Origin of the sequence: Streptomyces sp. NPDC046862, from assembly GCF_040704615.1 — a bacterium.
In the GTDB taxonomy this organism is placed as follows: Bacteria; Actinomycetota; Actinomycetes; order Streptomycetales; family Streptomycetaceae; genus Streptomyces.
The window spans coordinates 41,601-65,132 of sequence record NZ_JBEYXP010000039.1 but is presented as its reverse complement, the minus strand read 5'-3'; the positions used below and the strand labels follow the sequence as shown (position 1 = coordinate 65,132).

At 71.9% G+C, this 23,532-nt stretch carries 18 protein-coding genes; 14 read left to right on the top strand and 4 right to left on the bottom strand.

Translation table 11 applies throughout. From position 1 onward, the window contains the following. Positions 1-7: 7 nt before the first annotated feature. From dgoD to AB0959_RS34890, 3 genes are all read right to left on the bottom strand, one after another. On the bottom strand, positions 8-1,153 hold the full coding sequence (dgoD, locus tag AB0959_RS34900; RefSeq protein ID WP_366830731.1) for a galactonate dehydratase: 1,146 nt from the start codon (positions 1,151-1,153) through the stop codon (positions 8-10). Positions 1,154-1,331: 178 nt separating this feature from the next. Continuing rightward, positions 1,332-2,096, bottom strand: coding sequence for an SDR family NAD(P)-dependent oxidoreductase (locus AB0959_RS34895; RefSeq protein WP_366830730.1), 765 nt, complete (start codon positions 2,094-2,096; stop codon positions 1,332-1,334). Beyond that, positions 2,093-3,133 carry a LacI family DNA-binding transcriptional regulator gene (locus AB0959_RS34890; protein ID WP_366830729.1) on the bottom strand — a complete coding sequence of 347 codons (1,041 nt, stop codon included), beginning with the start codon at positions 3,131-3,133 and terminating at the stop codon, positions 2,093-2,095. The genes AB0959_RS34895 and AB0959_RS34890 overlap by 4 nt, the downstream gene beginning before the upstream one ends. A 470-nt stretch (positions 3,134-3,603) precedes the next feature. On the opposite strand from AB0959_RS34890, the gene AB0959_RS34885 reads away from it, so the two are divergent. From AB0959_RS34885 to AB0959_RS34825, 13 genes are all read left to right on the top strand, one after another. Beyond that, positions 3,604-4,950: an extracellular solute-binding protein gene (locus AB0959_RS34885; protein ID WP_366830728.1), complete on the top strand. Its 1,347-nt coding sequence runs from the start codon at positions 3,604-3,606 to the stop codon at positions 4,948-4,950. A gap of 101 nt (positions 4,951-5,051) precedes the next feature. Beyond that, positions 5,052-5,984, top strand: a complete 933-nt coding sequence (locus tag AB0959_RS34880) for a sugar ABC transporter permease (RefSeq protein ID WP_366830780.1) — start codon at positions 5,052-5,054, stop codon at positions 5,982-5,984. Beyond that, complete coding sequence (locus AB0959_RS34875) at positions 5,984-6,805, top strand: carbohydrate ABC transporter permease (RefSeq protein WP_366830727.1); 822 nt, start codon at positions 5,984-5,986, stop codon at positions 6,803-6,805. The genes AB0959_RS34880 and AB0959_RS34875 overlap by 1 nt, the downstream gene beginning before the upstream one ends. Positions 6,806-6,914: 109 nt before the next feature. Then, positions 6,915-7,586 carry a bifunctional 4-hydroxy-2-oxoglutarate aldolase/2-dehydro-3-deoxy-phosphogluconate aldolase gene (locus tag AB0959_RS34870; protein ID WP_366830726.1) on the top strand — a complete coding sequence of 224 codons (672 nt, stop codon included), beginning with the start codon at positions 6,915-6,917 and terminating at the stop codon, positions 7,584-7,586. Between the two features lie 26 nt (positions 7,587-7,612). After that, the gene (locus tag AB0959_RS34865; RefSeq protein WP_366830779.1) at positions 7,613-8,542 is read left to right on the top strand and encodes a sugar kinase; all 930 of its coding nucleotides are present in this window, start codon (positions 7,613-7,615) and stop codon (positions 8,540-8,542) included. A gap of 749 nt (positions 8,543-9,291) precedes the next feature. Beyond that, positions 9,292-10,374, top strand: coding sequence for a lactonase family protein (locus tag AB0959_RS34860; RefSeq protein ID WP_366830725.1), 1,083 nt, complete (start codon positions 9,292-9,294; stop codon positions 10,372-10,374). Between the two features lie 66 nt (positions 10,375-10,440). After that, positions 10,441-11,970: an alpha-N-arabinofuranosidase gene (locus AB0959_RS34855; protein ID WP_366830724.1), complete on the top strand. Its 1,530-nt coding sequence runs from the start codon at positions 10,441-10,443 to the stop codon at positions 11,968-11,970. 73 nt (positions 11,971-12,043) lie between these two features. Then, positions 12,044-14,161 carry an alpha-galactosidase gene (locus AB0959_RS34850; RefSeq protein WP_366830778.1) on the top strand — a complete coding sequence of 706 codons (2,118 nt, stop codon included), beginning with the start codon at positions 12,044-12,046 and terminating at the stop codon, positions 14,159-14,161. 137 nt (positions 14,162-14,298) lie between these two features. Next, positions 14,299-17,211 carry a SpoIIE family protein phosphatase gene (locus AB0959_RS34845; RefSeq protein WP_366830723.1) on the top strand — a complete coding sequence of 971 codons (2,913 nt, stop codon included), beginning with the start codon at positions 14,299-14,301 and terminating at the stop codon, positions 17,209-17,211. 140 nt (positions 17,212-17,351) lie between these two features. Beyond that, positions 17,352-18,905, top strand: a complete 1,554-nt coding sequence (locus AB0959_RS34840) for a sugar ABC transporter ATP-binding protein (RefSeq protein WP_366830722.1) — start codon at positions 17,352-17,354, stop codon at positions 18,903-18,905. Continuing rightward, on the top strand, positions 18,902-20,035 hold the full coding sequence (locus tag AB0959_RS34835; RefSeq protein WP_366830721.1) for an ABC transporter permease: 1,134 nt from the start codon (positions 18,902-18,904) through the stop codon (positions 20,033-20,035). Before AB0959_RS34840 ends, AB0959_RS34835 begins: the two co-directional genes overlap by 4 nt. Then, on the top strand, positions 20,032-21,189 hold the full coding sequence (locus tag AB0959_RS34830) for a substrate-binding domain-containing protein (RefSeq protein ID WP_366830720.1): 1,158 nt from the start codon (positions 20,032-20,034) through the stop codon (positions 21,187-21,189). The genes AB0959_RS34835 and AB0959_RS34830 overlap by 4 nt, the downstream gene beginning before the upstream one ends. Before the next feature lie 35 nt (positions 21,190-21,224). Continuing rightward, positions 21,225-21,746 carry a hypothetical protein gene (locus AB0959_RS34825; RefSeq protein ID WP_366830719.1) on the top strand — a complete coding sequence of 174 codons (522 nt, stop codon included), beginning with the start codon at positions 21,225-21,227 and terminating at the stop codon, positions 21,744-21,746. A gap of 53 nt (positions 21,747-21,799) precedes the next feature. Here the strand turns inward: AB0959_RS34825 and AB0959_RS34820 are convergent, their stop codons facing one another. Further along, positions 21,800-22,015, bottom strand: a complete 216-nt coding sequence (locus tag AB0959_RS34820; protein ID WP_366830718.1) for a dodecin — start codon at positions 22,013-22,015, stop codon at positions 21,800-21,802. A gap of 224 nt (positions 22,016-22,239) precedes the next feature. On the opposite strand from AB0959_RS34820, the gene AB0959_RS34815 reads away from it, so the two are divergent. Continuing rightward, entirely contained in the window at positions 22,240-23,505 is a 1,266-nt protein-coding gene (locus tag AB0959_RS34815) for an extracellular solute-binding protein (RefSeq protein WP_366830717.1), read from the top strand. Positions 23,506-23,532 lie beyond the last annotated feature (27 nt).

The following is a 23,532-nucleotide window of genomic DNA, read 5'->3' as shown; positions in this document are numbered from 1 at the left end:
GCCGTCGCTACCAGGAGGCCAGCGAGCCGTCGGCGTTGCGCCACACCGGGTTGCGCCAGCGGTGGCCGCGTTCGGCGGCGGCGCGGACCGCGTCCTCGTCGATGGTGATGCCGAGCCCTGGTGCGGTCGGTCGCTCGATGTAGCCGTCGCGGAACGCGAAGGTCTCGGGATCCACGAGGTAGTCCAGCAGTCCACTGCTGTCGCCGTAGCCGATGCCGAGCGCCTGCTCCTGGATGAGGAAGTTGGGGGTGGCGAAGTCCAGTTGCAGGCTGGCGGCCAGCGCGATCGGGCCGAGCGGGCAGTGCGGCGCGACCAGGACGTCGTACGCCTCCGCCATCGAGGCGATCCGTCGTGTCTCGGAGATGCCCCCGGCGTGGCTGATGTCGGGCTGCGCGACGGCGATGCCGTCCGACAGTACGGAGCGGAAGTCCCAGCGGGAGAAGAGCCGTTCACCGGTCGCGATGGGGATCGACGTGGAACGCACCACGGCCCCCAGGTCCTGGGTGAACTCGGGCAGCACCGGTTCCTCGACGAACATGGGCAGCAGCGGCTCCAGCAGCGGCAGTACGCGCCGGGACATCGCGCCGCTGAAGCGGCCGTGGAAGTCCAGCGCGACGTCACGGTCCGGGCCGATGGCCTCGCGGACCGTGGTCACGCTGTCCACGATGGCGTTGATCGCGGCGGCCGTGGCGAGCGGCTCCAGCTGTCCGCAGGGGTTGAGCTTGACCGCGGTCATGCCCTTGGCGACCTGTGCGGCCGCCGACTCGGCCAGCTCCTCCAGGGTCTCCCCGCCGACCCAGCCGTAGACACGCACCCGGTCACGCACATGGCCGCCGAGCAGCTGGTACACCGGCACGTCGTGGGTCTTGCCCGCGATGTCCCACAGCGCCTGGTCGATACCGGCCAGGGCGCTGTTGAGCACGACGCCCCCGCGGTAGAAGCCGCTCTTGGCGAGCACCTGCCAGTGCTCCTCGATACGGGCCGGGTCCTGCCCGACGAGGTAGTCGAACATCTCCTCCACGCACTGGGCGACGGTGTGCGCCTTGCCCTCGACGATGGGCTCTCCCCAGCCGGAGATGCCCTCGTCGGTGTCGACGCGCAGGAAGAGCCAGCGTGGTTCGACGAGGAAGAGTTCGTATCCAGTGATCTTCACGGTGCGGACCTCCGGGTCCTGTGCACGGCTCGACGGCCGGTGCGTGCGGGTGTGAGTGAAAGGAGTGCGCGGGGGCGTGGGTGCGGACAAGCGGAAGGGGGCGGTGGGGCTGGGGGAGCGGGGGCCCTGCGGGCCGTTCGCGCGGCGGCGCGCGCGTTCGGCGCGCGCCCGTCCCGTCCTACTCCTGGGAAGTGATGCTGCGGCCGCCGTCCACGAGCAGGTTCTGCCCCGTGATGAAGGCGGCGTCGTCGGAGGCGAAGAAGGCCACGGCGGCCGCGATGTCCTCGGGGGTGCCGAGCCGGCCGACCGGTGTGCGTGCGGCGGTCCGGTCCCGGTATTCCTGTGGCGTCCGGGCCCACAGGGCCGTGACCACCGCGCCGGGGAGGACCGAGTTGAACCGGATCTGTCCGCCGTACTCGACGGCGAGCTGGCGTACCAGGGCGCCGATACCGCCCTTGGCCGCCGCGTACGCGGGGAAACCCTTGAAGCCGACGGCCGCGTGGATGGAGGAGGTGATCACCACCGCGCCGTGGCCGGTACGGAGCAGCGGGACTGTCGCCCGTACGCCGTAGAACACCGAGTCGAGGCAGAGCCGCAGCTGGTCGTGCCAGGCGGCGTCGTCCAACTCGTGTGCCGCGCCGGGCAGGTTGCGCCCGGCGTTGAGGTGCAGGACGTCGAGGTGACCGGTCCACGACGTCACGTCTTCGACGGCCTCGGTCCACGCGTCGACCGAGGTGACGTCGAGCGCGCGGTGCCGGGCCCGGCCGCCTTCGGCGCCGATCTCCTCGGCCACCCGGCGGGCGCCTTCGCCGTCCACGTCGGTGACGAGCACCGAGGCCCCCTCGGCGGCGAGCCGGTGGGCGGTGGCCTCGCCGATGCCGGACGCGGCCGCGGTGAGCAGGGCGGTACGTCCCGTGAAGCGTGTGAGACCGGCACGGCTCATGGAGTCTCTCCCGGACTTGCCGTGGAGCCGCGCAGCACGAGGCGCGGCTCGGTGGGTACGACGACGTCCCCCATGGGCTGCCCCTGGATCGCGGCCACCAGCGCCTCCACGGCCGCGGTGCCCAGCTCGTACAGGGGCATCGCCACCGTGGTCAGCGGGGGCGAGAGGTGGCCGGCGACGGGCAGGTCGTCGTTGCCGACCACGGAGACGTCCTCCGGGATCCGCAGGCCGAGGTCCCGGACCGCGGCCATGGCACCGATCGCCTGGGCGAGAGAGCTGGTGTAGAGGGCGGTGACCGGTGGGCGCGTACCGCCGTCGGCCGGACGCAGCAGCTCCAGGGCCGCGCTCACACCGCCGTCCTCGGTGAAGTCCCCGGACGCCACCGGCGCGGCGGACAGTCCGAGTTCGCGGGCGTGCCGCAGGAACGCCTCCTTGCGGACCTCACTGGGAGTGATGCCCTGCGGGCCCGCGATATGGCCGACCGCGCGGTGACCGAGGTCGTGCAGGTGGTCGAGGGCGGTGACGCTCGAACGGGCCACGTCCATGGTGACGTTGCGGCCGGAGCCCGCGACCGAGCGGTTCAGGAAGACGTGCGGGACGCGGCTGCGGCCCAGGGCGTCGAGGAGGGGGTGACCGGGGCGTGCGGAGGCGATGAGCAGTCCGTCGACCCTGCCGTCCTGCACCAGGTCGTTGAAGGACTCGTCGGCTTCCTGGCCGTCGAAGTCCTCTGCCAGCAGGGACAGATAGCCCAGCTCACGGGCGCGCTGGTAGGCGCCGCGGGCGATGGTGACGTAGGTGGGGTTGGCGAGGGCGGGGACCAGCAGGGCCAGCGCGTGCGTGCTCGCTCCGGCCAGGGCCCGGGCCCCCGAGTGCGGGCGGTAGCCGAGCGCTTCGGCGGCCTCGTGGATGCGCCTGCGCGTCTCCGGTCGTACGGAGAGATCCTGGCGGCCGTTGAGCACCTTGGACACGGTGGCCTTGGAGACCCCCGAGGCCTCTGCGACGTCAACCAGCCTGGCCCTGACGGGCGGTTCGGGCATCTGACCCCCTCCATTGCGCGGTGCGTCCGGAGCCGTTCGGCGTGTCCGGCGGTGGCGCGTTCCAACCCCTTGACACCTTCTGGCGCCGCAACCTAACGTTCGCCAGCAGTTCCAGTCAACCGGTTTCCTCGGACGGAAATAAGCGATAGGTCCGAGCAGAGCCAGAGAAACCGGTCATCTCGTCCACAGCACCATTCAGCCATCACCGGCCATGGGTCGGGTGCGCCATGAGACGCCCCCTCAGGCCTGCCGCGGACACGACCACCGTCGCCCCCGCGGCCGGCCGACGCCGATGCCGTCACACGTCTGCGACGACGTGTGCGCCCCGCCTGGACATCTCCCCCCATGGATGAGCGAGTCCGCCGCTGCCTGCCGGCTCGGCTCCGTACCCGCTCAGTCCCCCTCCGCTCCCCGCGGCCGCTCCGTATGCGCCCGCACGCGTCGTAGTCCCCGTAGAAAGGTTCACCAGCATGTCCGTCCCGACCACCGGGTCTCTCGACAGACGCCGTTTCCTCACCTACTCCGGTGTCGCCCTCGGTGCGACCGCGCTGTCCGGCTGTGCCGCCTCCGTGGGCGGCTCGGGTTCTTCCGGCGGCGGCAAGAAGACCCTCACCGTGATGACGGTGGCAGACGAGTGGGACAAGAAGACCAAGGCCCAGATCGAGCAGCTGTTCAATGTGCACCTGAGCGTCATCACCTACGACATCGCCAAGCTCAACGCCATGCTGGCCAGCAAGAACCCGCCGGACGTGGTGCGCAGCACCGGCGCGACGCAGACGCCGTACTTCGCGGCGCGCGGACTGATGACCGACCTGGACCCGTACTTCGCCAAGAGCAGCGTGCTGAAGGCCTCCGACCTCGACCCCGTCAACGACGTGTGGCGTTACGACGGCGAGAAGCAGGGCGCGGGTCCCCGGTACGGCCTCGCGAAGGACTACTCGCAGGACGCGATGCTCTGGTACCGCACCGACATGTTCGACGCCGCGAACGTGGACCTCCCCAGTGACACGAAGCCCCTGTCCTACGACGAGTTGCTGGATCTCGGCAAGAAGCTGGTCAAGCGCCGGCTCGGCAAGGTGAAGGTCTACGGGCTGAACGCCACCGGCATGGGCGTCTTCGCCCAGCTCACGGGCATGACCGCGTCGGCGGGCGGCAGCGTGTTCAGCGACGACCTGACCACGGTGGACTTCTCCTCGCCCGAGGCGCTCAAGGCGCTCGGCTGGTACCTGGAGTACGCGAAGGCCGACATCGGCCCGAACGTCGTCAACCCGAACCCGGACGGCTGGGACGGGCCGACCTACCAGGCCAACCGGATGGCGATGAGCTCCAACGGCTACTGGTTCGGCGGGGTGATCGGCGGCGACGCCAAGCTGTCCAAGGTCTCGCGGTTCGCGCCCGCACCGCAGCTCGGCAGCCACCGCGTCAGCCCCTGCTTCGGCGCCACCGGTTTCTGGATCCCCAAGGACGCCAAGAACAAGGACACCGCCTGGAAGCTCTTCGAGTGGTACTTCGCCGGCGACCCCGCCAAGGCGCGTGCCTCCAGCGGCTGGGGCATCCCCTCTCTGACGTCGCTGCGCTCGCAGATGCCGCAGGGCACGGCCTTCCAGAAGCAGGCGTTCGAGGTCCAGCACCGTGAGACCCCGTACTTCTCGGTGCTGCCCTTCTCCCCGTACGCCCAGGTGGACGCCCTCGACGCGGTGCTCAGCAAGGTGCTGCCGGACGCCGTCAAGTCCGGCACCTCGGCCGGGAAGGTCGCCGACGAGCTCAACTCCCGCATGAACGACCAGCTCGCCAAGGGCAAGGAGCTGGTGGGGTGAGCACCGGTCAGCTTCTCGGACCGGCCGCCGGGCCGGGTGCGCCGCCTCCCACCGCGGAGACGGCCGCCCGGCCGGGCGCGCGGCGGAGCCGCGGCCGCTCGCTGCGGACGCGCAGGGCCTGGGCCTTCTATGTGTTCCTCGGCCCCTGGACGCTGGGCTTCCTGGCCCTGACGGCCTTCCCGCTCGGGTACGCGCTGTGGCTGAGCTTCACCAACTCCGACGGGCTCTCCCCGAACTCCCGCTTCGTGGGGCTGGACAACTACCGGGAGCTCTTCAGCGACCCGGAGACCATCCAGAGCCTGGTCCGCACCGGAGTGTTCACCGCGATCACCGTGCCGCTGACGATCGTCGCGGGACTGTTCCTCGCGGTGCTGGTGAACCAGCCGATACGCGCCCGCGGACTGTTCCGCACCCTGTTGTACCTGCCCGCCGTGGTGCCGCCGGTCGGTGCCGCCCTCACCTTCAAGCTGATCTTCGACCGGGACTCCGGCGCGGCCAACGGTCTGCTGGACGCCTTCGACACCAACGGGGTGACCTGGCTGGCCGACCCGTACGCCCGCTGGGTGCTGATCACGCTGACGATGTGGGGTGTCGGCAACGTCATGATCATCTCGCTGGCGGGGCTCCAGGACATACCCAAGGAGCTGCACGAGGCGGCACGGGTGGACGGCGCGAGTCCCTGGCAGTCCTTCACCCGGATCACCCTGCCGCTGCTCTCCCCCGTGCTGTTCTTCCAGGTGGTCACCGGGATCATCGCCGCCCTGCAGACCTTCGCCCCGCTGCTCATCTCGCTCGACCCCACCCCCAAGGGCGTCTCGGCCGTCCCCGAGAGCAACTACCTGTTCATGATCAACGTGTTCGCCCAGTACTTCGCCAACGGACGCTACGGGTACGCCTCCGCCCTGCTGTGGGTGCTCTTCGCGATCATCGTCTTCGTCACCTTCCTCGTCTTCAGGCTCAGCAAGGGCGTGGTCTTCTACTCCGTGGAGCCGGAGTCGGCGAAGAACAAGCCCCGCACGATCGGAGGCAAGTGATGGTGTTCGCCAGACGCCATGTCGTCTACATGCTCCTCGTCGGAGTGCTCGTCCTCTTCCTCGGCCCCTTCGGCTGGCTCGCGATCACCGCACTGAAGGCGCCCTCCGAAATACGCGCCCTCCCCGTCCACTGGTGGCCCCACCACCCCACCCTGGACAACTTCCAGCACGCCCTGACCTTCTTCGACTACCTCGGCTTCGCCCGCAACTCGCTGATGGTCGCCGGCACCTACGCGATTCTGGTCACGCTGGCCTCCGCCTGGGCCGGCTACGGTCTGGCCCGGCTGGACGCCCCGGGCAAGCGCGTGGTCTTCGGCGTGATGATGTCGACGATGATGCTGCCCCAGATCATCACGCTCATCCCGACCTATCTGCTGTTCGCCAGGGCCGGCCTGGTCAACACCTATGTGCCGTGGGTGCTGTGGGGTCTGTGCGGCGCCCCGTACCTGATCTTCCTGTTCCGGCAGTTCTTCACCAACATGCCCAAGGAACTGGAGGAGGCGGCGATCGTCGACGGCTGCGGGCAGATCCGCATCTTCTGGCGGATCTTCCTGCCCCAGTCCTGGCCGGTCATCGCCACCAGCCTGATCCTGTCCTTCAGCTGGACCTGGGGCGACTGGGTCGCGCCCGCCCTGCTGCTGGACGACGACCACACCACTCTCGCGGTCAAACTCGCCACCGGTTACGTCAACCAGCACGGCGGCATGCTCTTCAACCTCGTGGCGGCGGGCACCGTGATGTACGTGGTCCCCGTGCTCGCGCTCTTCCTGATCATGCAGCGCGGCTTCATCTCCGGCATCGCCACCTCCGGCCTCAAGTGACCACGGGATCACCGAAAGTTTTCACGCGTTTACCGACGCACCGTGCTGCAAAGGAATCTCGCATGACCGACACCCAGGGAACCGGCAAGTCCCCCGCGGCGGTGGGTTCATGACGGCGCGTCCCGCTCCGACCCCACAGCTGGACCGGACCCGTGTCATGGCCATCCTGCGGTCGGCCGACGCCACGGGACTGCCCGCCGCGGCCCGTGCCCTCGCGGCCGGGGGCATCACCTGCCTGGAGGTCACGCTCACCACCTCGGGGGCGCTCGACGCGCTCGCCCGCATCCGGGATGAGCTCGGCCCCGAGGTAGCGGTCGGTGCCGGCACCGTCATCACCACGGGCGACGCCCGGGACGCGCTCGCGGCCGGCGCCGAGTTCCTGGTGGCCCCGGTCGTGGACACGGACGTGATCCGCGACGCCGCCGACAGCGGCATCCCGTGCTACCCCGGAGCCTGGACACCCACCGAGGTGTTCACCGCCTGGCGGGCCGGTGCCGCCGCCGTCAAGCTCTTCCCGGCGAGCACGGGCGGGCCCGCCCACCTTCGGCAACTGCGGGCACCGCTGCCGGACGTCCCGCTCGTCGCCGTGGGCGGCGTCGGTGTCGACCAGGCCCGCGACTACCTCGACGCGGGCGCCCACGCGGTGGGCATCGGCTCCCCGCTCCTCCGCGGAGCGGACCGGAACCCGGCACCGGACGCCCTCGACGCCCTCACCGCGAGGGCGCGCACGTTGCTGGCCACGATCCGGGCCAAGCCCCGCGATCAGGAGGTGGGCTCGTGAACGGCCCTTCTCAGGAACGCTCCTTGGTGACCGTAGGAGAGGCCCTCGCGGTTCTCGCCGCACCCGACGCCGGTCCGCTGGCCGTGGGTGCCGGCCTGCGCCTGGGCCTCGCGGGGGCCGAGTCGAACGTGGCGGTGGGCGTCAGCCGGCTCGGCGGATCCGCCACCTGGATCGGCCGGGTCAGCGACGACCCGCTCGGCGACCTCATCCTCCGCGAACTGCGCGCGGAAGGCGTCACCACCGTCGCCCCCCGCGATCCCGCCCCCACCTCCCTCCTGCTGCGGGAACGCCGTACGGTCACGCACAGCCGCGCGCGCTACTACCGCACCCACACGGCCGGTTGCCGGCTGTCCGCCGAGGACGTTCCCGAGGACCTCGTCGCCGGTGCGGCCGTCCTGCACATCACGGGCATCACCCCGGCACTGGGCGAGGGACCGTCCCGTGCCGTCACCCGGGCGGTGGACATCGCGGTGGATGCCGGAGTGCCGGTCTCACTGGACATCAACTACCGCTCGCTGCTGTGGAGCGAGGAGGACGCCGCGCGCACGCTGCTGCCGCTCGTGCGCCGCAGCGACCTGGTCTTCGCGGGACCGCACGAGGCCCGGCTCGCGGTGCCCGGCACCGACGACCCGGAGGAACTCGCCAAGGGGATCTGCGCCCTCGGGCCGAACGGGGCCGTCATCAAGCTGGGTGCCGAGGGCGCGTACGCGCTCCTCGACGGCAAGGAACACCGACAGCCCGCCGTCCCCGTCACCGTGCTCGACTCGGTGGGCGCGGGAGACGCGTTCGTCGCCGGCTACCTAGCGGAACTGCTCGCCGGCGAACCACCGGAGAGGCGCCTGCGGACGGCGGCCCTGCTCGGCGCCTTCGCCGTCAGCACCACGGGCGACTGGGAGGGCCTGCCCAGGCGCCACGAGCTGGAACTCCTCGACCACCACGACGACATCGTCCGCTGACCCGACTTGGCCGTCCGGCCCGGCCGCCCGGGCCCGTCGCCCGACCACCCCTGCCGACCCGGCCCGTCGCCCGACCACTCCGGCTGACCCGACCCCCCGACCACCCCGTCCGACCCGGCCCAGCCGCTCGGCCCAACCGTGCCCGCCTGCCTCAGCCTGCCTGGCTGACTCGACCACCCGACCACCCGACCACCCGACCACCCGACCACCCGACCACCCCGTCCGACCCGGCCCAGCCGGTTCGGCACGACCGTGCCCCATCGCCCTATTGCCCCAGCCGGCCTGGCCGACCCGCTCGGCCCGTCGACCCGACCGTAGTGACCCGGCCTGCCTGGCCGACTGTCTGGCCGGCCGTCTGGTCCGACTGGTTCGGCCCGTCCGCTCCGGTCTGGTTGATCGCCCCTACCGCCCTACCGCCATACTGCCCCTACCGCCCCGACCACATCGGCGGACCTGTCCGACTGGCCGGTCCGGTCCGGTCCGGTCGGACCGACGCGGCCGGACCGACCTCGCCCGACCCCGAACGCCCCGGTCGCTCGACCGCGAACGCCGCGGTCGCCCGGCCCGTCCCGCCGGCCGACCCACCCGCCTGCCAACCGCCCGGTCCAAACTGCCGGTCGCCCGGCCCGACCTGAACGCCCGGACTTCCGGCCGCGCCGATCGACCCAGCAGTCCGGACACGGACGACCCCAAGTCCCCATCCCCGCTCCGCCCACGCCCGCCCGTCCCAAGGAACCCCCGGAACCCCCATGCCAACGCCCGCTTCACACCCCCCGGTTCACGTCCTCGTCGGCTCCTACACCCCCGACACCGGAGGTGAGGGCACCGGGCTCTCCGCCCTGCGGCTCGATCCGTCGACCGGCGGACTGGCGTACGACACCGGGGTGCCGCCGCTCCCCGTCAGCGGTGCGTCCTTTTTGGCCGCCCACCCGACCCTCGACGTCGTCTACAGCACGAACGAGACCGACTCCGGCACGGTCAGCGCCGTCGCCCGGCGCCACGACGGCGTCCTCACCACGCTGGGAGCCCCGGCCGACAGTGGCGGCGCCAACCCGTGCCACCTCACCGTCCACCCGGACGGAAACTGGCTCCTGACCGCCAACTACGGCAGCGACAAGGTGCCCGGCAGCGTGGCCGTGCACCGCCTCGACGCGGACGGGAGCCTGCTGGAGCCGACCGACTTCGTGGTCCACGAGGGCTCGGGTCCCGTCACCGGACGGCAGGAGGGCAGCCACGCGCACCAGATCCTCGTCGACCCGGCGGGCCGCTTCGTCCTGGCCACCGACCTGGGGGCGGACGCGGTGTTCACCTACCGCCTCGATCCCGGCACGGGAACCCTCGAACGGACGGCGGTGAGCCCGCTGCGCGCCGGCTCCGGCCCCCGCCACCTCGCCTTCGCCCCCGACGGGGAACGGGTGTTCAGCGCCGACGAGTTGTCCTCCACCCTCACCTGCCACCGGTACGACGCCGCCACGGGCACCCTCACCGCCCTCGCCACCGTGCCCGCCACCACGGCCCGGGACGTCGTCAACCAGCCTGGCGGCATCGTCGGCTCACCCTGCGGGCGCTACGTCTGGCTGACCAACCGCGGCGCCGACACCGTGGCCGCGTTCGACGTCACCGGCATCACCCCGGAACCGATCGGCGAGACATCGAGCGGCGGCACCTGGCCCCGCGGCCTGACCTACGCGGCCGGTCACCTGCTGGTCGCCAACCAGCACAGCGGCACGCTCGCCGCGCTGCGCGTCCTGGACGACGGAGCGCTTCAGCCGCCGGACCAGCCGGACCAGGTGGTGTCCGCTCGGTCCGTGGTCTGTGCGCTCGCCCTCTGACAGCCCCCTCAGAAGCCAACCAGAAGCCAACCCCAGAAGCCAACCAGAAGTCACCGAGAGGCAGTCATGTCCGACCCCCGCCCCCTCACTCCCGCCCGGTTCACCCTCGACTCGGCCTTCGGCGTCGGAGCCGTCCACCCCCGGCTGTACGGATCGTTCGTCGAGCACCTGGGCCGCTGCGTCTACACGGGCGTCCACGAGCCCGGCCACCCCACCGCCGACGCCGACGGCCTGCGCCAGGACGTCCTGGACCTGGTCCGTGAGCTGGGCGTCACCACCGTGCGCTACCCGGGCGGCAACTTCGTCTCCGGCTACCGCTGGGAGGACACCGTGGGCCCGCGCGAGGAACGGCCCACCCGGCTGGACCTGGCCTGGAAGACCACCGAGACCAACGAGTTCGGTCTCGGTGAGTTCATGGCCTTCTGCGAGAAGACCGGCATGGAGCCGATGATGGCCGTCAACCTCGGCACGCGCGGGCTGGAGGACGCCATACGGCTGCTGGAGTACTGCAACCACCCCGCCGGCACCGAGCTGTCCGACAGCCGCGTCGCCCACGGAGCGAAGGAGCCGTACGGCATCAAGATGTGGTGCCTCGGCAACGAGATGGACGGCCCCTGGCAGATCGGGCACAAGACGGCCGAGGAGTACGGGCGGCTCGCCGCCGAGACCGCCCGCGCCATGAAGATGATCCAGCCCGGCCTGGAACTGGTCGCCTGTGGCAGCTCGGGCTCCGGCATCGAGACGTTCGCCGCCTGGGAGGCCACCGTCCTAGAGGCCACGTACGACCTCGTCGACCACATCTCGCTGCACGCCTACTACGAGGAGGCCGACGGCGACCGGGACTCCTTCCTCGCGTCCGCCGTCGACATGGAGCACTTCATCGATTCGGTCGTCGCCACCTGCGACCACGTCCGCGCGCGGCTCAAGCGGCAGAAGCGCATCAACCTGTCCTTCGACGAGTGGAACGTCTGGTACCAGAGCCGTCCCAACCCGCACCAGGTCGAGGACTGGCAGCAGGCGCCGCGTCTGCTGGAGGACGTCTACACCGTCACGGACGCCGTGGTCTTCGGCTCGCTGATCATCGCGCTGCTGCGGCACGCCGACCGCGTCACCGCCGCGTCCCTGGCCCAGCTCGTCAACGTCATCGCGCCGATCATGACCGAGCCGGGCGGCCCGGCGTGGCGGCAGACCACGTTCTTCCCGTTCGCGCAGGCGTCGGCGTACGGGCGCGGCCGGGTGCTGCGCGTCGAGGTGGACAGTCCCACGTACACCACCGCCAAGTTCGGCGAGGTGTCGCTCCTGCACGCCACCGCCGTGACCGACGACGCCACCGGTGACGTCACCGTCTTCGCGGTCAACCGAGGCCAGAGCACCGCCCTGCCATTGGAGATCGACCTGCGCGGAGTCGACGCCCACACCGTGGTGGAGCACCTGGCCCTGGCCGACGCCGACCCCGAGGCCCGTAACACCCTGGACCACCAGGACCGCGTCACTCCGCACGCCGCCGTCGGCACCACCGTCACCGACGGAGTGCTCCGCGCCGAACTGGAGCCGCTCTCCTGGAACATGATCCGCCTGTCACGAGCCCAGAGCTGACCCGCAGCCCCCCCCGGCACCCCCCCCCGGCAGCTCCGCCTCCCAGAGCCGAAAGGACATCACCACCGTGACCGTGCCCGACGCACAGCAGACCATCCGCTGGGGCCACGAGGCCCTCGAACTGGAAATCGGCATCGATGACGACGGCACGGTCCGGCTGGTACGCCTCGGAGCCCCCGGCGAGGCGACCGTCGAGCAACGCCCGGGCGCCCCACTGCCGCTGGTGGAGGTGACGGCGGCGGGGCACGGCCGCACCTGGTCGGGAAATCGCTTCATCGACACGGCCATCGGCGAACGGCTGCGCCACCGCTCCCACCGGACGGGCCGTGACGGTGTCTGGCACACCCTCACCGTGGAGCTGTACGACCCCGTCAGCGGCCTGGCCGCCGAGGTGACCTATCGTTCGCCGGACGGCGTCCCCGCCCTGCGCGGCGAGGTCGTCCTGCGCAACGAGGGGGACGGGACGCTCTCCCTCGAGTCCGTCACCACACTCGCCGCGGGCTGCCTGACCAGCGGCGGAGCGGAAGGGCTCGGCACCTCCGACCTACTGTGGGCCGAGAACGACTGGCTCGCCGAGTGCCGCTGGCAGCGCCGCCCCCTGCGCCTCACCTCGCCCGCGCTGTTCGGCCGCATCCGCTCCCACGACGGCCGGGGCACCTTCGAACGTGCCGGTCAGGGCGCCTGGTCGAGCTGCGGCTCGCTGCCGATGGGGGGTCTGACCGACCGCCTGACGGGCCGGACCTGGGTGTGGCAGATCGAGCACAACGGGGGCGGCTGGCGCTGGGAGTGCGGTGAACGGGAGGACGCGGCGTACGTCGCCCTGTCCGGGCCGGGCGACTCCCACCACAACTGGCGCCAGGCCCTCGCGCCCGGCGAGTCGTTCCGCACGGTCCCCGCGGCGCTCGCCCTCTCCACCGACGGCGGCCCGGACGGCGCGTTCGCGGTCCTCACCCGCTACCGCCGCGCGCTGCGGCGCCCGCACCCCGACCACCAGCGGCTGCCGGTGATCTTCAACGACTACATGAACTGCCTGATGGGCGACCCCACGACGGCCAAGCTGCTGCCGCTGGTCGACGCCGCCGCCGAGGCGGGCGCCGAGTACTTCGTCATCGACGCGGGCTGGTACGACGACGCCGACGGCTGGTGGGACAGCGTCGGTGCCTGGGAACCGGCCGCCTCCCGTTTCCCCGGCCCGCGCGGCATCCACGAGGTACTGGACCGCGTCCGGGACCGGGGCATGATCCCCGGCCTGTGGCTGGAGCCCGAGGTGGTGGGGGTGCGCAGCCCCCTCGCCGAGAGCCTGCCCGAGGAGGCGTTCTTCCGCCGCGCGGGCGTACGCCTCGTCGAGCACGGCCGTCACCACCTGGACCTGCGCCACCCCGCCGCCCGCGGCCACCTGGACCGGGTCGTGGACCGCCTGGTGGGGGAGTGGGGCGTCGGCTACCTGAAGCTGGACCACAACATCAACCCCGGCTCCGGCACCAGCGCCGACCCCGGTGAGGCACCCGGTGCCGGACTCCTCGGCCACAACCGCGCCCACCTCGACTGGCTCGACGGCATCCTCGACCGCCACCCCCACCTGGTGCTGGAGAACTGCGCCTCCGGCGGCATGCGCATGGATCACGCACTGCTCTCGCGCGTCCAGCTGCAGTCCACCAGCGACCAGGAGAACCTCCTGGAGTACGCGCCCGTCGCGGCCGCCGCCCCCACCGCGGTCACCCCCGAACAGGGTGCCGTCTGGGCGTACCCACGGCCCGAGGACTCCCTCGACGAGGTGGCGTTCACCATGGCGAGCGCGCTCCTCGGCCGTATCCACCTCTCCGGGCGCCTCACGGAACTGTCGCCCGAGGCCCGCGCCCTGGTCCACGAGGCGGTGGCCGTGTACAAGGAGATCCGCGCCGACCTCCCGGAAGCCCTGCCGCTGTGGCCGTTGGGCCTGCCCGCCTGGGACGACACATGGCTGGCCCTGGCCCTGCACGCTCCGGGCGCCACCTACATCACCGTCTGGCGCCGTCCCGGCGGCGACCAGGACGTGACCCTCTCGCTGCAGCACCTGAGGGCCGGCGAGGTGCGCGTCGACGTCCTCCACCCCTCCACGCACCGGGCCACCACGACGTGGGACCCCGCCACCGCCGAACTCTCCCTGCACCTTCCCGACGCCCCGTCCGCCGTCCTCCTCCGCCTCACCTGACCCTCGAAGCACGCGATACCTCTGGTGAACGGTGACTCGTAGCTCGATTTGCCCGTATCCTCGTCAATGCCAGGAAGTTTCGAAAGTTACTAGTTTGTCCGAGGAGTAGGTATCCCGGGGAGTGAGTGGGGCGGAACGTGGTTCGTTCCGGCGAAACGCCGATAGCGGCGGGGCGCGCGGCAGGTGGCGCGGCGCCCGCGCACAACCGCGAACGGTTCATGCAGGGTGAGCCGGTCGACGGTGGAGTGCGCCCATCGATCCTGAACTCCTGGCAGCGCAGCCGCGCCCTGGGCCTGTCGCCGGACCAGAGCGAGCTTCCCTTCCGGGAGGACTTCGACGCGGACGGCCGGCTCGTCCGGGCCGCCACTCCCGTGGTCGACCGGCTGCAGCGCAGGTTCGCGGGCAGCAGCATGAACATCTCCGTCGCCGACGCGAACGGGACCGTCCTGCTGCGCCGCTTCGGAGAGGCCTCCATGGCCCGGAGCCTCCCGGCGATCCAGAGCGTCCCGGGATTCGTGTTCGCCGAGCAGGTCGCCGGCACGAACGGAATCGGGCTGGCGCTCGCGGACCGGCAGCTCATCCGGGTGCACGGGGCCGAGCACTTCGCCGAGCGCTCCCAGGCGAGCGCCTGCCGCGCGCTGCCCGTCCGCGACCCCCTCAGCGGTACCGTCGAGGGCGTCCTGTGCCTGGGCTATCCGCGCTCCGCCGAGGACCCGGCGCTGGTCACGGTGATACGCAAGGCCGCCGAGGCCATCGAGGGGCGGCTGCTCGGCCAGAGCTCCGCACGGGAGCGCGCTCTGCTGCGGACCTACCTGGACGCCTCCCTCCCCGCGGCGGGCGCCGCCGCCGGGCTGGGCCGCACCGTGGGAGTGGACGAGCTGTCCCGGGAGCTGCGCCCCGGCGATCGGGCGGTCCTCCGGCAGAAGGCCGCCGAGCTGCTCTCCTCCGGGCTGCGGGCCGCCGTGGACGTGGCGCTCTCCGACGGTCGCCGGGTGACGCTGATGAGCCACCCCATGACGAGCTCCTCCGGGGTGGAGGGCATCGCCATCGAGGCCGTCCTCCCGGGCCTCGCCCCCCGGCAGCCGTTCCCCGTCCCGCGCCCGGCCGACCGGCCGACCCGTTCCCGCGCCGCGGCCCTCGCCCTCCCCGGCGGGCCGTCGGAACCTTCCGCCGTCGCCCTGCCGCACGGGCACGGGCCGCTCACCGCACCTTCGGAACCGCTCTCCGGCACCTCACGGGCCCCGGGCGCCACCGGCACCGACGGAGGCGTGCCCCACGGCCCCGGCGGAACCGACGGCTCGGGCGCCGGCTCCGCCGACGCCTCCGCGCCGACCGGAGGGCTCGTGCTGGTCGGCGAGCCGGAGGTGGCGAAGTACGCCCTGGCCGCACGACGCCGACTGGAGCTGCTCTCCGAGGCCAGTACCCGCATAGGTACCACCCTGGACGTACGCCGCACGGCCGAGGAACTCGCCGAGACGGCCGTCCCGCGCCTGGCCGACTTCGTCACGATCGACCTGTCCGAGGCCGTCCTGCGCGGCGACGAGCCAGCGGACCCTCCCGGCGACCTGCTGCGCACGGTGGTCCAGGGCATCCGTGACGACCTCCCCTTCAGCCCCGTGGGCAAACGGATGGACTTCCATCCGACGACACCCCAGCTGCGCTGCCTGTCCACCGGGCAGGCGGTACTGGAACCCGACCTGAAGGCCGCCGCGGGCTGGCTCGCCCAGGACCCCGAGCACTCCGAGCGGCTGCTCGCCCACGTCCACTCCCTCATCACCGTCCCCCTCGCCGCCCGCGGTGTCGTCCTCGGTGTCGCCAGCTTCTACCGCGGACAGGACCCGGCGCCCTTCGCGGACGACGACCGTGCCCTGGCCCTGGAACTGGCCACCCGCGCCGCCCTCTCCATCGACAACGCCCGGCGCTACACGCACGAGCGCACCATGGTCCTGGCCCTGCAGCGCAGCCTGCTACCGCGTGGTCTGCCCGAGCTGGACGCCGTCGAGGTCGCCCACCGCTATCTGCCGGCCGAGTCCGGAGTGGGCGGGGACTGGTACGACGTCATCCCCCTCTCCGGCACCCGGATCGGCCTGTTCGTCGGCGACGTCGTCGGTCACGGCATGCACTCGGCCGCCACGATGGGCCGCCTGCGGACCGCCGCACGCAGCTTCGCCGAGCTCGACTTCCCTCCGGAGGAAGTCCTCACCCACCTCGACAACCTCGTGGTGCGCCTGGACCGCGAGGAGGGCAAGGACGACCCCGCGGCCGACAGCATGGGCATCATCGGCGCCACCTGCCTCTACGCCATCTACGACCCGACCTCGAAGCGGTGCGCCATGGCCCGCGCCGGCCACCCACCGCCGGCGCTGGTCCGCCCCGACGGCACCGTCTCGCTCCTCGAACTGCCCGCGGGGCCTCCGCTCGGACTCGGCGGACTGCCCTTCGAGACCGCCGAGATCGACATCCCCGAGCGCAGCCGGCTCGTCCTCTACACCGACGGGCTCATCGAGGACCGGGAGCGGGACATCGACGAGGCCCTCGACCACCTGTGCGAGGCCCTGGCCCATCCGGACCACACACCCGAGGACACCTGTCAGGCCGTCCTGGACACCGTGGCGCCCGCCCACCCCGCCGACGACATCGCGCTGCTCGTCGCGCGCACCCACGCCCTGGACCCCCGCCGGATCGCCACCTGGGAGCTGCCCTCCGACCCCGCCCGGGTGGCCGAGGTCCGCACCGCCGCCACCCGTCAACTGGCCGACTGGGGACTGGACGAGATCGCGTTCTCCGTGGAGCTCCTGCTCAGCGAGCTCGTCACCAACGCCGTCCGCCACGGGGCCGGGCCCATCCGGGTACGGCTCCTCCACGACCGCACCCTGATCTGCGAGGTCTCCGACACCAGCAACACCGCCCCGCACCTGCGCCGCGCTGCCACCCTGGACGAGGGCGGCCGGGGCCTGTTCCTCGTCGCCCAGCTCGCCCAGGCCTGGGGAACGCGCTACATCCCGGAGGGCAAGGTCATCTGGGCCGAATGCTGGCTCGACACGCCCTGAAGCCACGACAGACCCAAGGATCATGACGGGATCCTTAATGTCGCCTATGTAATGATCGGTCCCACTGGTACCGCTCGTGCACCTGTGCACCTGTGCACCTCGTGCATGTCGGGAAGAACTCGCCAGGCCGACCCCCGGAGATGTCCGTGCAAGACACTCCCGACACCTCTGCGACGGCGCCCCCGCCCTTCGGCGCGGAGCCGCTGGTCCGCATTCGCGGCCTCAGCAAACGGTTCGGCGGTACCCGCGCCCTGAAGGGCGTCGACCTCGACATCCCGGCCGGCAGCGTCCTCGCCCTCCTCGGCCCCAACGGCGCCGGAAAGTCGACACTCATCAAGGTCCTCGCCGGGGTCCACCGCGCCGACGCGGGACGGATCACGGTGGCCGGGCACCCCCTCGGCACCCCTGCCGCCACCCGGAGCATGTCCTTCATCCACCAGGACCTCGGGCTCGTGGACTGGATGACCGTGGCCGAGAACATCGCGCTGGGCGCCGGATACGCACGCCGGGCGGGGCTGATCTCGTGGCGGCGGACCCGGGAGACCTGCGTCGAGGTCCTGCGGACCGTCTCCGGGCGGCTCGACCCCGACGCGCGCGTCGCCGACCTCGCCCCCGCGGAGCGCTCGCTCGTCGCCGTCGCCAGGGCTCTGGCGACACGGGCGCGGCTCATCGTCCTCGACGAGCCCACGGCCCGCCTCCCCGCCGCGGACTGCGCCCGCCTCTTCGATGTCCTGCACACCCTCCGCGACAGCGGACGCGGCATCCTCTACGTCAGCCACCGCCTGGACGAGGTGTACGAGGTCGCCGACACCTTCGCCGTGCTGCGCGACGGCCGCCTGGTGCGCCACGGACCGCTGGCGGGGCACAGCCCGGCCCGCCTGGTGCACGACATCGTCGGCGAGGAACCGGTTGGCCACCGTCCCGCCGCCGTTCCCGCCGACGGCGCCGCCGTCCTGACCCTGGACGGCGTGCGCACACCCGGCGCCGGCCCGGTCGGCCTGGACGTCAGGGCCGGGGAGGTGCTCGGCCTGGTCGGTCTCACGGGCGCCGGGCACATGGACCTGGGCCGGGCCCTCGCCGGCTCCCGGCCCCTCCTCGAAGGGACGGCGCTGCTGGGCGGCCGGCCGTACCGCCCCCGTCTGGTCGCCGACGCCGTCGGGCTCGGCGTCGGATTCGTGACCGGCGACAGACAGGGGGAGGGCTGCGCCCCCGAGCTGACCGTACGGGAGAACCTCCTGGCCAATCCCCGTGCGGGAGGCCTGCCGGCACTGCGCTGGATCAGCCCCCGCCGGGAACGCGCGGAGGCCACCACCCTGATCGAACGGTTCTCGGTCCGTCCCCGCGACAGCGAGGCGCCCATCGCCACGCTCTCCGGCGGCAACCAGCAGAAGGTCGTGATCGGCCGCTGGCTGCGGGTTGGACTGCGTCTGCTGATCCTCGAGGAACCCACCGCGAGCGTGGACGTCGGCGCCAAGGCCGCGATCCACCGCCTGCTCGACGAGGCGCTGTCCGCCGGCCTCGCGGTGCTGCTCCTCTCCACGGACTTCGAGGAGGTCGCGGGCGTGTGCAGACGCGCCCTGGTCTTCGTCCGCGGCACGGTGACAGCCGAACTGAGCGGCGCGGACCTCACCGTCACCGGGCTCACCCGGGCGGCCTCGGCCCTGCCCCCTTCCGGAACCGCGACGAGCCGATGACCACCCCGCCCAGCCCCTCCTCACCGCGGGGGACCCGGCCACGCCGACCGGTCCTGCCCGGACGGCTGCGCGGGCTGGGCGTTCCGGTCGGGCACCTCATCGGCACCTACGGCCTCCTCGCCCTCACGGCCCTGCTCTTCCTGGTCTTCTCCCTGGCCCTGCCCCGCACGTTCCCCACCCTGGACAACGTCGACTCGATCCTGTCCAGCCAGTCGATCCCGGCCATCCTCGCGCTGGGCGCCATGGTCCCCATCGTGACCGGGCAGTTCGACCTCTCCATCGGGTACGGCCTCGGCCTGGCGCACGTCATGGTGATGCAGCTCGTCGTGAACGAGGGATGGCCCTGGCCCCTCGCCTGCCTCACGGTGATCGCCGGCATGACGGTCGTCGGTGTCCTCAACGGCGTCGTCGTCGAGTTCGGCCGGATCGACTCCTTCATCGCCACGCTCGGGACCGGCAGCATGATGTACGCCGTCACCGGCTGGATCACCGACGGCGGACGGATCGTCCCCGGCCCCCGGGGCCTGCCCGCCGCCTTCACCGACATCTACGACTCCACCTTCCTCGGCCTCCCGGTTCCGGCGTTCTACGTGCTCGCCCTCGCCCTCGTGTTGTGGCTGCTGCTGGAACGGCTGCCGCTCGGCCGGTACCTGTACGTCATCGGCTCCAACCCCCGGGCCGCCGACCTCGTGGGCATCCCGACCCGCCGGTACTGTGTCTACGCGTTCACCGCCTCGGGACTGATCGTCGGCTTCGCGGGAGTGCTGCTGGCGGCCCAGCAGCAGATCGGGAACCCCAGCGTCGGCCTCGACTACCTGCTGCCCGCCTTCGTCGGCGCCCTCCTCGGCTCGACCGCCATCAGACCCGGACGTCCCAACGCCCTCGGCACCCTCGTCGCCGTCGCCGTCCTCGCCGTCGGCCTCTCCGGCATCGGCCAGCTCGGCGCGGACTTCTGGGTGATCCCGCTGTTCAACGGGGCCACCCTGCTGATCGCCGTCGGCCTGGCCGGCTGGTCGGCCCGCCGACGGCTGAGCACCGGCGCCACCTCGGCCCCCGACACAACCACCGGACCGTCGTCCGCCCCGTCCTCGTCCCCTCCGGACGGAAGCACACCAGGGACCAGCCCATGAACCGCACCACCGTGCCCACCGGCTTCCCGACCCGGCTCGCCTCCGCGGCCCTGCTGGTGGCGGCGGCCCTCCTCGCCGGCTGCGAACGAGGGTCGTCGACCGGCCCGGAGAACCCCACCTCGGGCCCCGACGGCTGCCCCGCCGTGCACGCCCGTGCCGAGGCCGCCGTGGAACGGGCCCAGCGGACCGACGTCCCCTGGAACGGGCCGACGAGCGGTCCCGCGGCGGTGTCCGGCAAGAACATCGTCTACGTCGCGCAGACCATGACCAACCCAGGAGTGGCGGGCGCCGCCAAGGGAGTGAGGGAGGCGGCGAGGGTCGTCGGCTGGAACGTCCGGGTGATCGACGGCGGTGGCACACCCGCCGGCATCCAGTCGGCCTTCGGCCAGGCCGTGGCGCTTAAGCCCTCGGGCATCGTCATCGGCGGCTTCGACCCCAACTCGACCTCGCGGCAGGTCCAGCAGGCGAACGCCGCGGGCATCCCTCTGGTCGGCTGGCACGCGGTCGCCGCCCCGGGCCCCAGCGAGAAACCCAGGCTCTTCGCCAACGTCACCACCAGGGTCCAGGACGTGGCCCGGATCAGCGCCCAGTGGATCATCGCTCACTCCAACGGCAACGCCGGGACCGTCGTCTTCACCGACGCCTCCATCCCGTTCGCCAAGTTCAAGTCCGACCTGATCAAGAAGCAGCTCGCCACCTGCTCCGGGGTGCGGCTGCTGGCGACCGAGAACATCCCGATCCCCGACGCGAGTACCCGGACCCCCCGGCAGGTCTCCTCCCTCCTCTCGCGCTTCCGCGGCGAATGGACACACTCCGTCGCCATCAACGACCTGTACTTCGCCGACGCCGCCCCAGCCTTCCGCGCCGCCGGCGAAGCGAGTGAGGGCCCTCCCTTCAACATCGGTGCCGGCGACGGCGACCCCTCCGCCTTCGAGCGCGTCAACAACAAGCAGTACCAGTCCGCCACCGTGCCCGAACCGCTGTCCCTGCAGGGCTGGCAGATCATCGACGAGTTCAACCGCGCCTTCTCCGCGACGCCCGCCAGCGGATACGTCGCCCCCGTCCACATCAGCACGGCCGCCAACAGCAAAGGCGCCACCACATGGAACCCCTCGGGCTACCAGGAGGGTTACCGGCAGATCTGGCACCGGTAAGGGTCGCGCCACCCCGGGCGCCTAGGGTGGGCCGCGTGACGGAGCAGAACAGCGGTCCGCGGGCCGCCGCGCGCGAGGACGGCCGGCCTCTCGCCGTGTTCGACCTGGACAACACCCTCGCCGACACCGCGCACCGGCAGCGGTTCCTGGAGCGCGGGCCGCGCGACTGGGAGGCGTTCTTCGCGGCCGCGCCCTACGATCCGCCGCTGGCGCGGGGCGTGGCGCTGGTGAAGGAGAGCGCCGAGGAGTGCGAGGTGATGTACCTGACCGGGCGGCCCGAGCGCTGCCGGCGGGACACGCTGGACTGGCTCGCCGCGCACGGGCTGCCCCAGGGGCGCGTGTTCATGCGCCGCGACGGTGACCGCAGGCCCGCCCGCCGCACCAAGCTGGAGATCCTGCGCCGCCTCGCCCTCACGCGCGAGATCCGTCTCCTCGTGGACGACGACGAGCTGGTCTGCGAGGACGCCGAGCGGGCGGGCTTCACGGTCGTACGGGCACGGTGGGCGGCCGCGTCGGCCGCGCTGAAGGTGGCGCAGGAACGGGAAGGACGGACCTGACGGCGCCGTAGCGGCACCGCGTGCCCGGAGCGGTCAGTCCGTGTCCGGGTCGGTCAGTCCGTGTCCTCCAGCCGGAAGCCGACCTTCAGCCCGACCTGAAAATGCTCGATCTCGCCGTTCTCGAGGTGACCCCTGATCTGCGTGACCTCGAACCAGTCCAGCTGGCGCAGGGTCTGGGAGGCGCGGGAGAGCGCGTTGCGGATGGCCTGGTCGACGCCCTCGGGCGAGCTGCCGACGATCTCGGTGACGCGGTAGGTGTGGTCGGACATAGGGGTGCTCCTCTCGGCCGTGGCCGCTGTGCCACGCGTCACTCCACGGTGCCGCAGAGCGCGGCGGTGCGCGAGACGTCGGGAGACCGAAGGCGGGACACCCTTGACGTCCACCAATGGTCTATACCAAAATCCGGCCAACCCGTACGAGCGACGAGCTCGTCCCCCACGTCGGGCGCACCCTCCCTGTCCGGATCTCCGGCAAGGCAGAACAGGACCCCCTCGTGAGACGTCGCTCCAGTCGTGCCGCTGTCGTGTTCCTCGCCCTCTTCCTGCTCACCTCGTGCGGGCTCCTGCCCGGCGGCGACGAGCGGACCGTCACCGTGTGGCTCATGAAGGGCAGTGCCTCGGGCGCTTTCCTGAAGCGGTTCACCGAGGACTTCGAGCGGAAGCACCCCGACATCCGGCTCGACTTCCGCATCCAGGAGTGGGGCGGGATCGGCGACAAGGTGAGCAAGGCGCTCAAGGCGGACGACGGCACCGGGCCCGACGTCATCGAGGTCGGCAACACCCAGGTCGCCCAGTACGTCGACGAGGGTGGGCTGCTCGACCTGACCCTGGAGTCGATGCGTGACTGGGACATGAACCACTGGCTGCCCGGCCTCGCGGAACCCGGCCGGTTCCTGGGCCACCAGTACGGCATCCCCTGGTACGCCGCCAACCGCGTCGTGGTCTACCGCAAGGACCTGTTCGCCCGGGCCGGCATCAACAAGCCGCCGAAGACACGGGCACAGTGGCTCGCCGACACCAAGAAGCTCGACTCCGGGCAGCAGCAGGGCATCTATCTCCCCGGACAGGACTGGTACACGCTGGCCGGGTTCATCTGGGACGAGGGCGGTGAACTCGCCGAGGAGTCCGCGGCCGGCTCCGGCCGGTGGACGGGCACCCTGGACACGCCCGCGGCCCTGCGGGGCATGGACTTCTACCGACGCCTCCAGGCGCTCGGCGACGGGCCCAAGGACACCGACGAGGACAACCCGCCCCTGGTGGGGGTGTTCGCCAAGGGGGACATCGCGCAGGTGGTGGCCGTGCCCGGGCTCGCCCAAGTCGCCGTGCACCAGAATCCCGATCTGAAGGACGACCTCGGGTTCTTCCCCGTCCCCGGCGAAACGGCCGCCAAGCCCGGCGCCGTCTTCACCGGCGGCTCCGACCTCGTCGTGCCCGAGAGCACGGACGACAGCGCGGGAGCCGTCGCCGTCATCTCCGCCCTCGTCGGCGCCAAGTGGGACACCGAACTGGCCCGGTCGATGGACTACGTGCCCAACAAGACGACCCTCGCGGGCCGGGTCGCGGACAAGTCCGGCGTCGCGGCCATGGCGGCGGGCGCGGCGGAGGGCCGGGCAACCCCCGCCTCACCCCAGTGGGGGGCCGTCGAGGCCAACAACCCCATCAAGGAGTACATGACCGCCGTCCTGACCGGCTCCGACCCCACCACCGAGGCCAAGCGCGCCTCCCGCCGGCTCACGGAGGCCCTGACCGAGAACATGTGAGCCGCGGGACACCGGGCCGGTCACGCG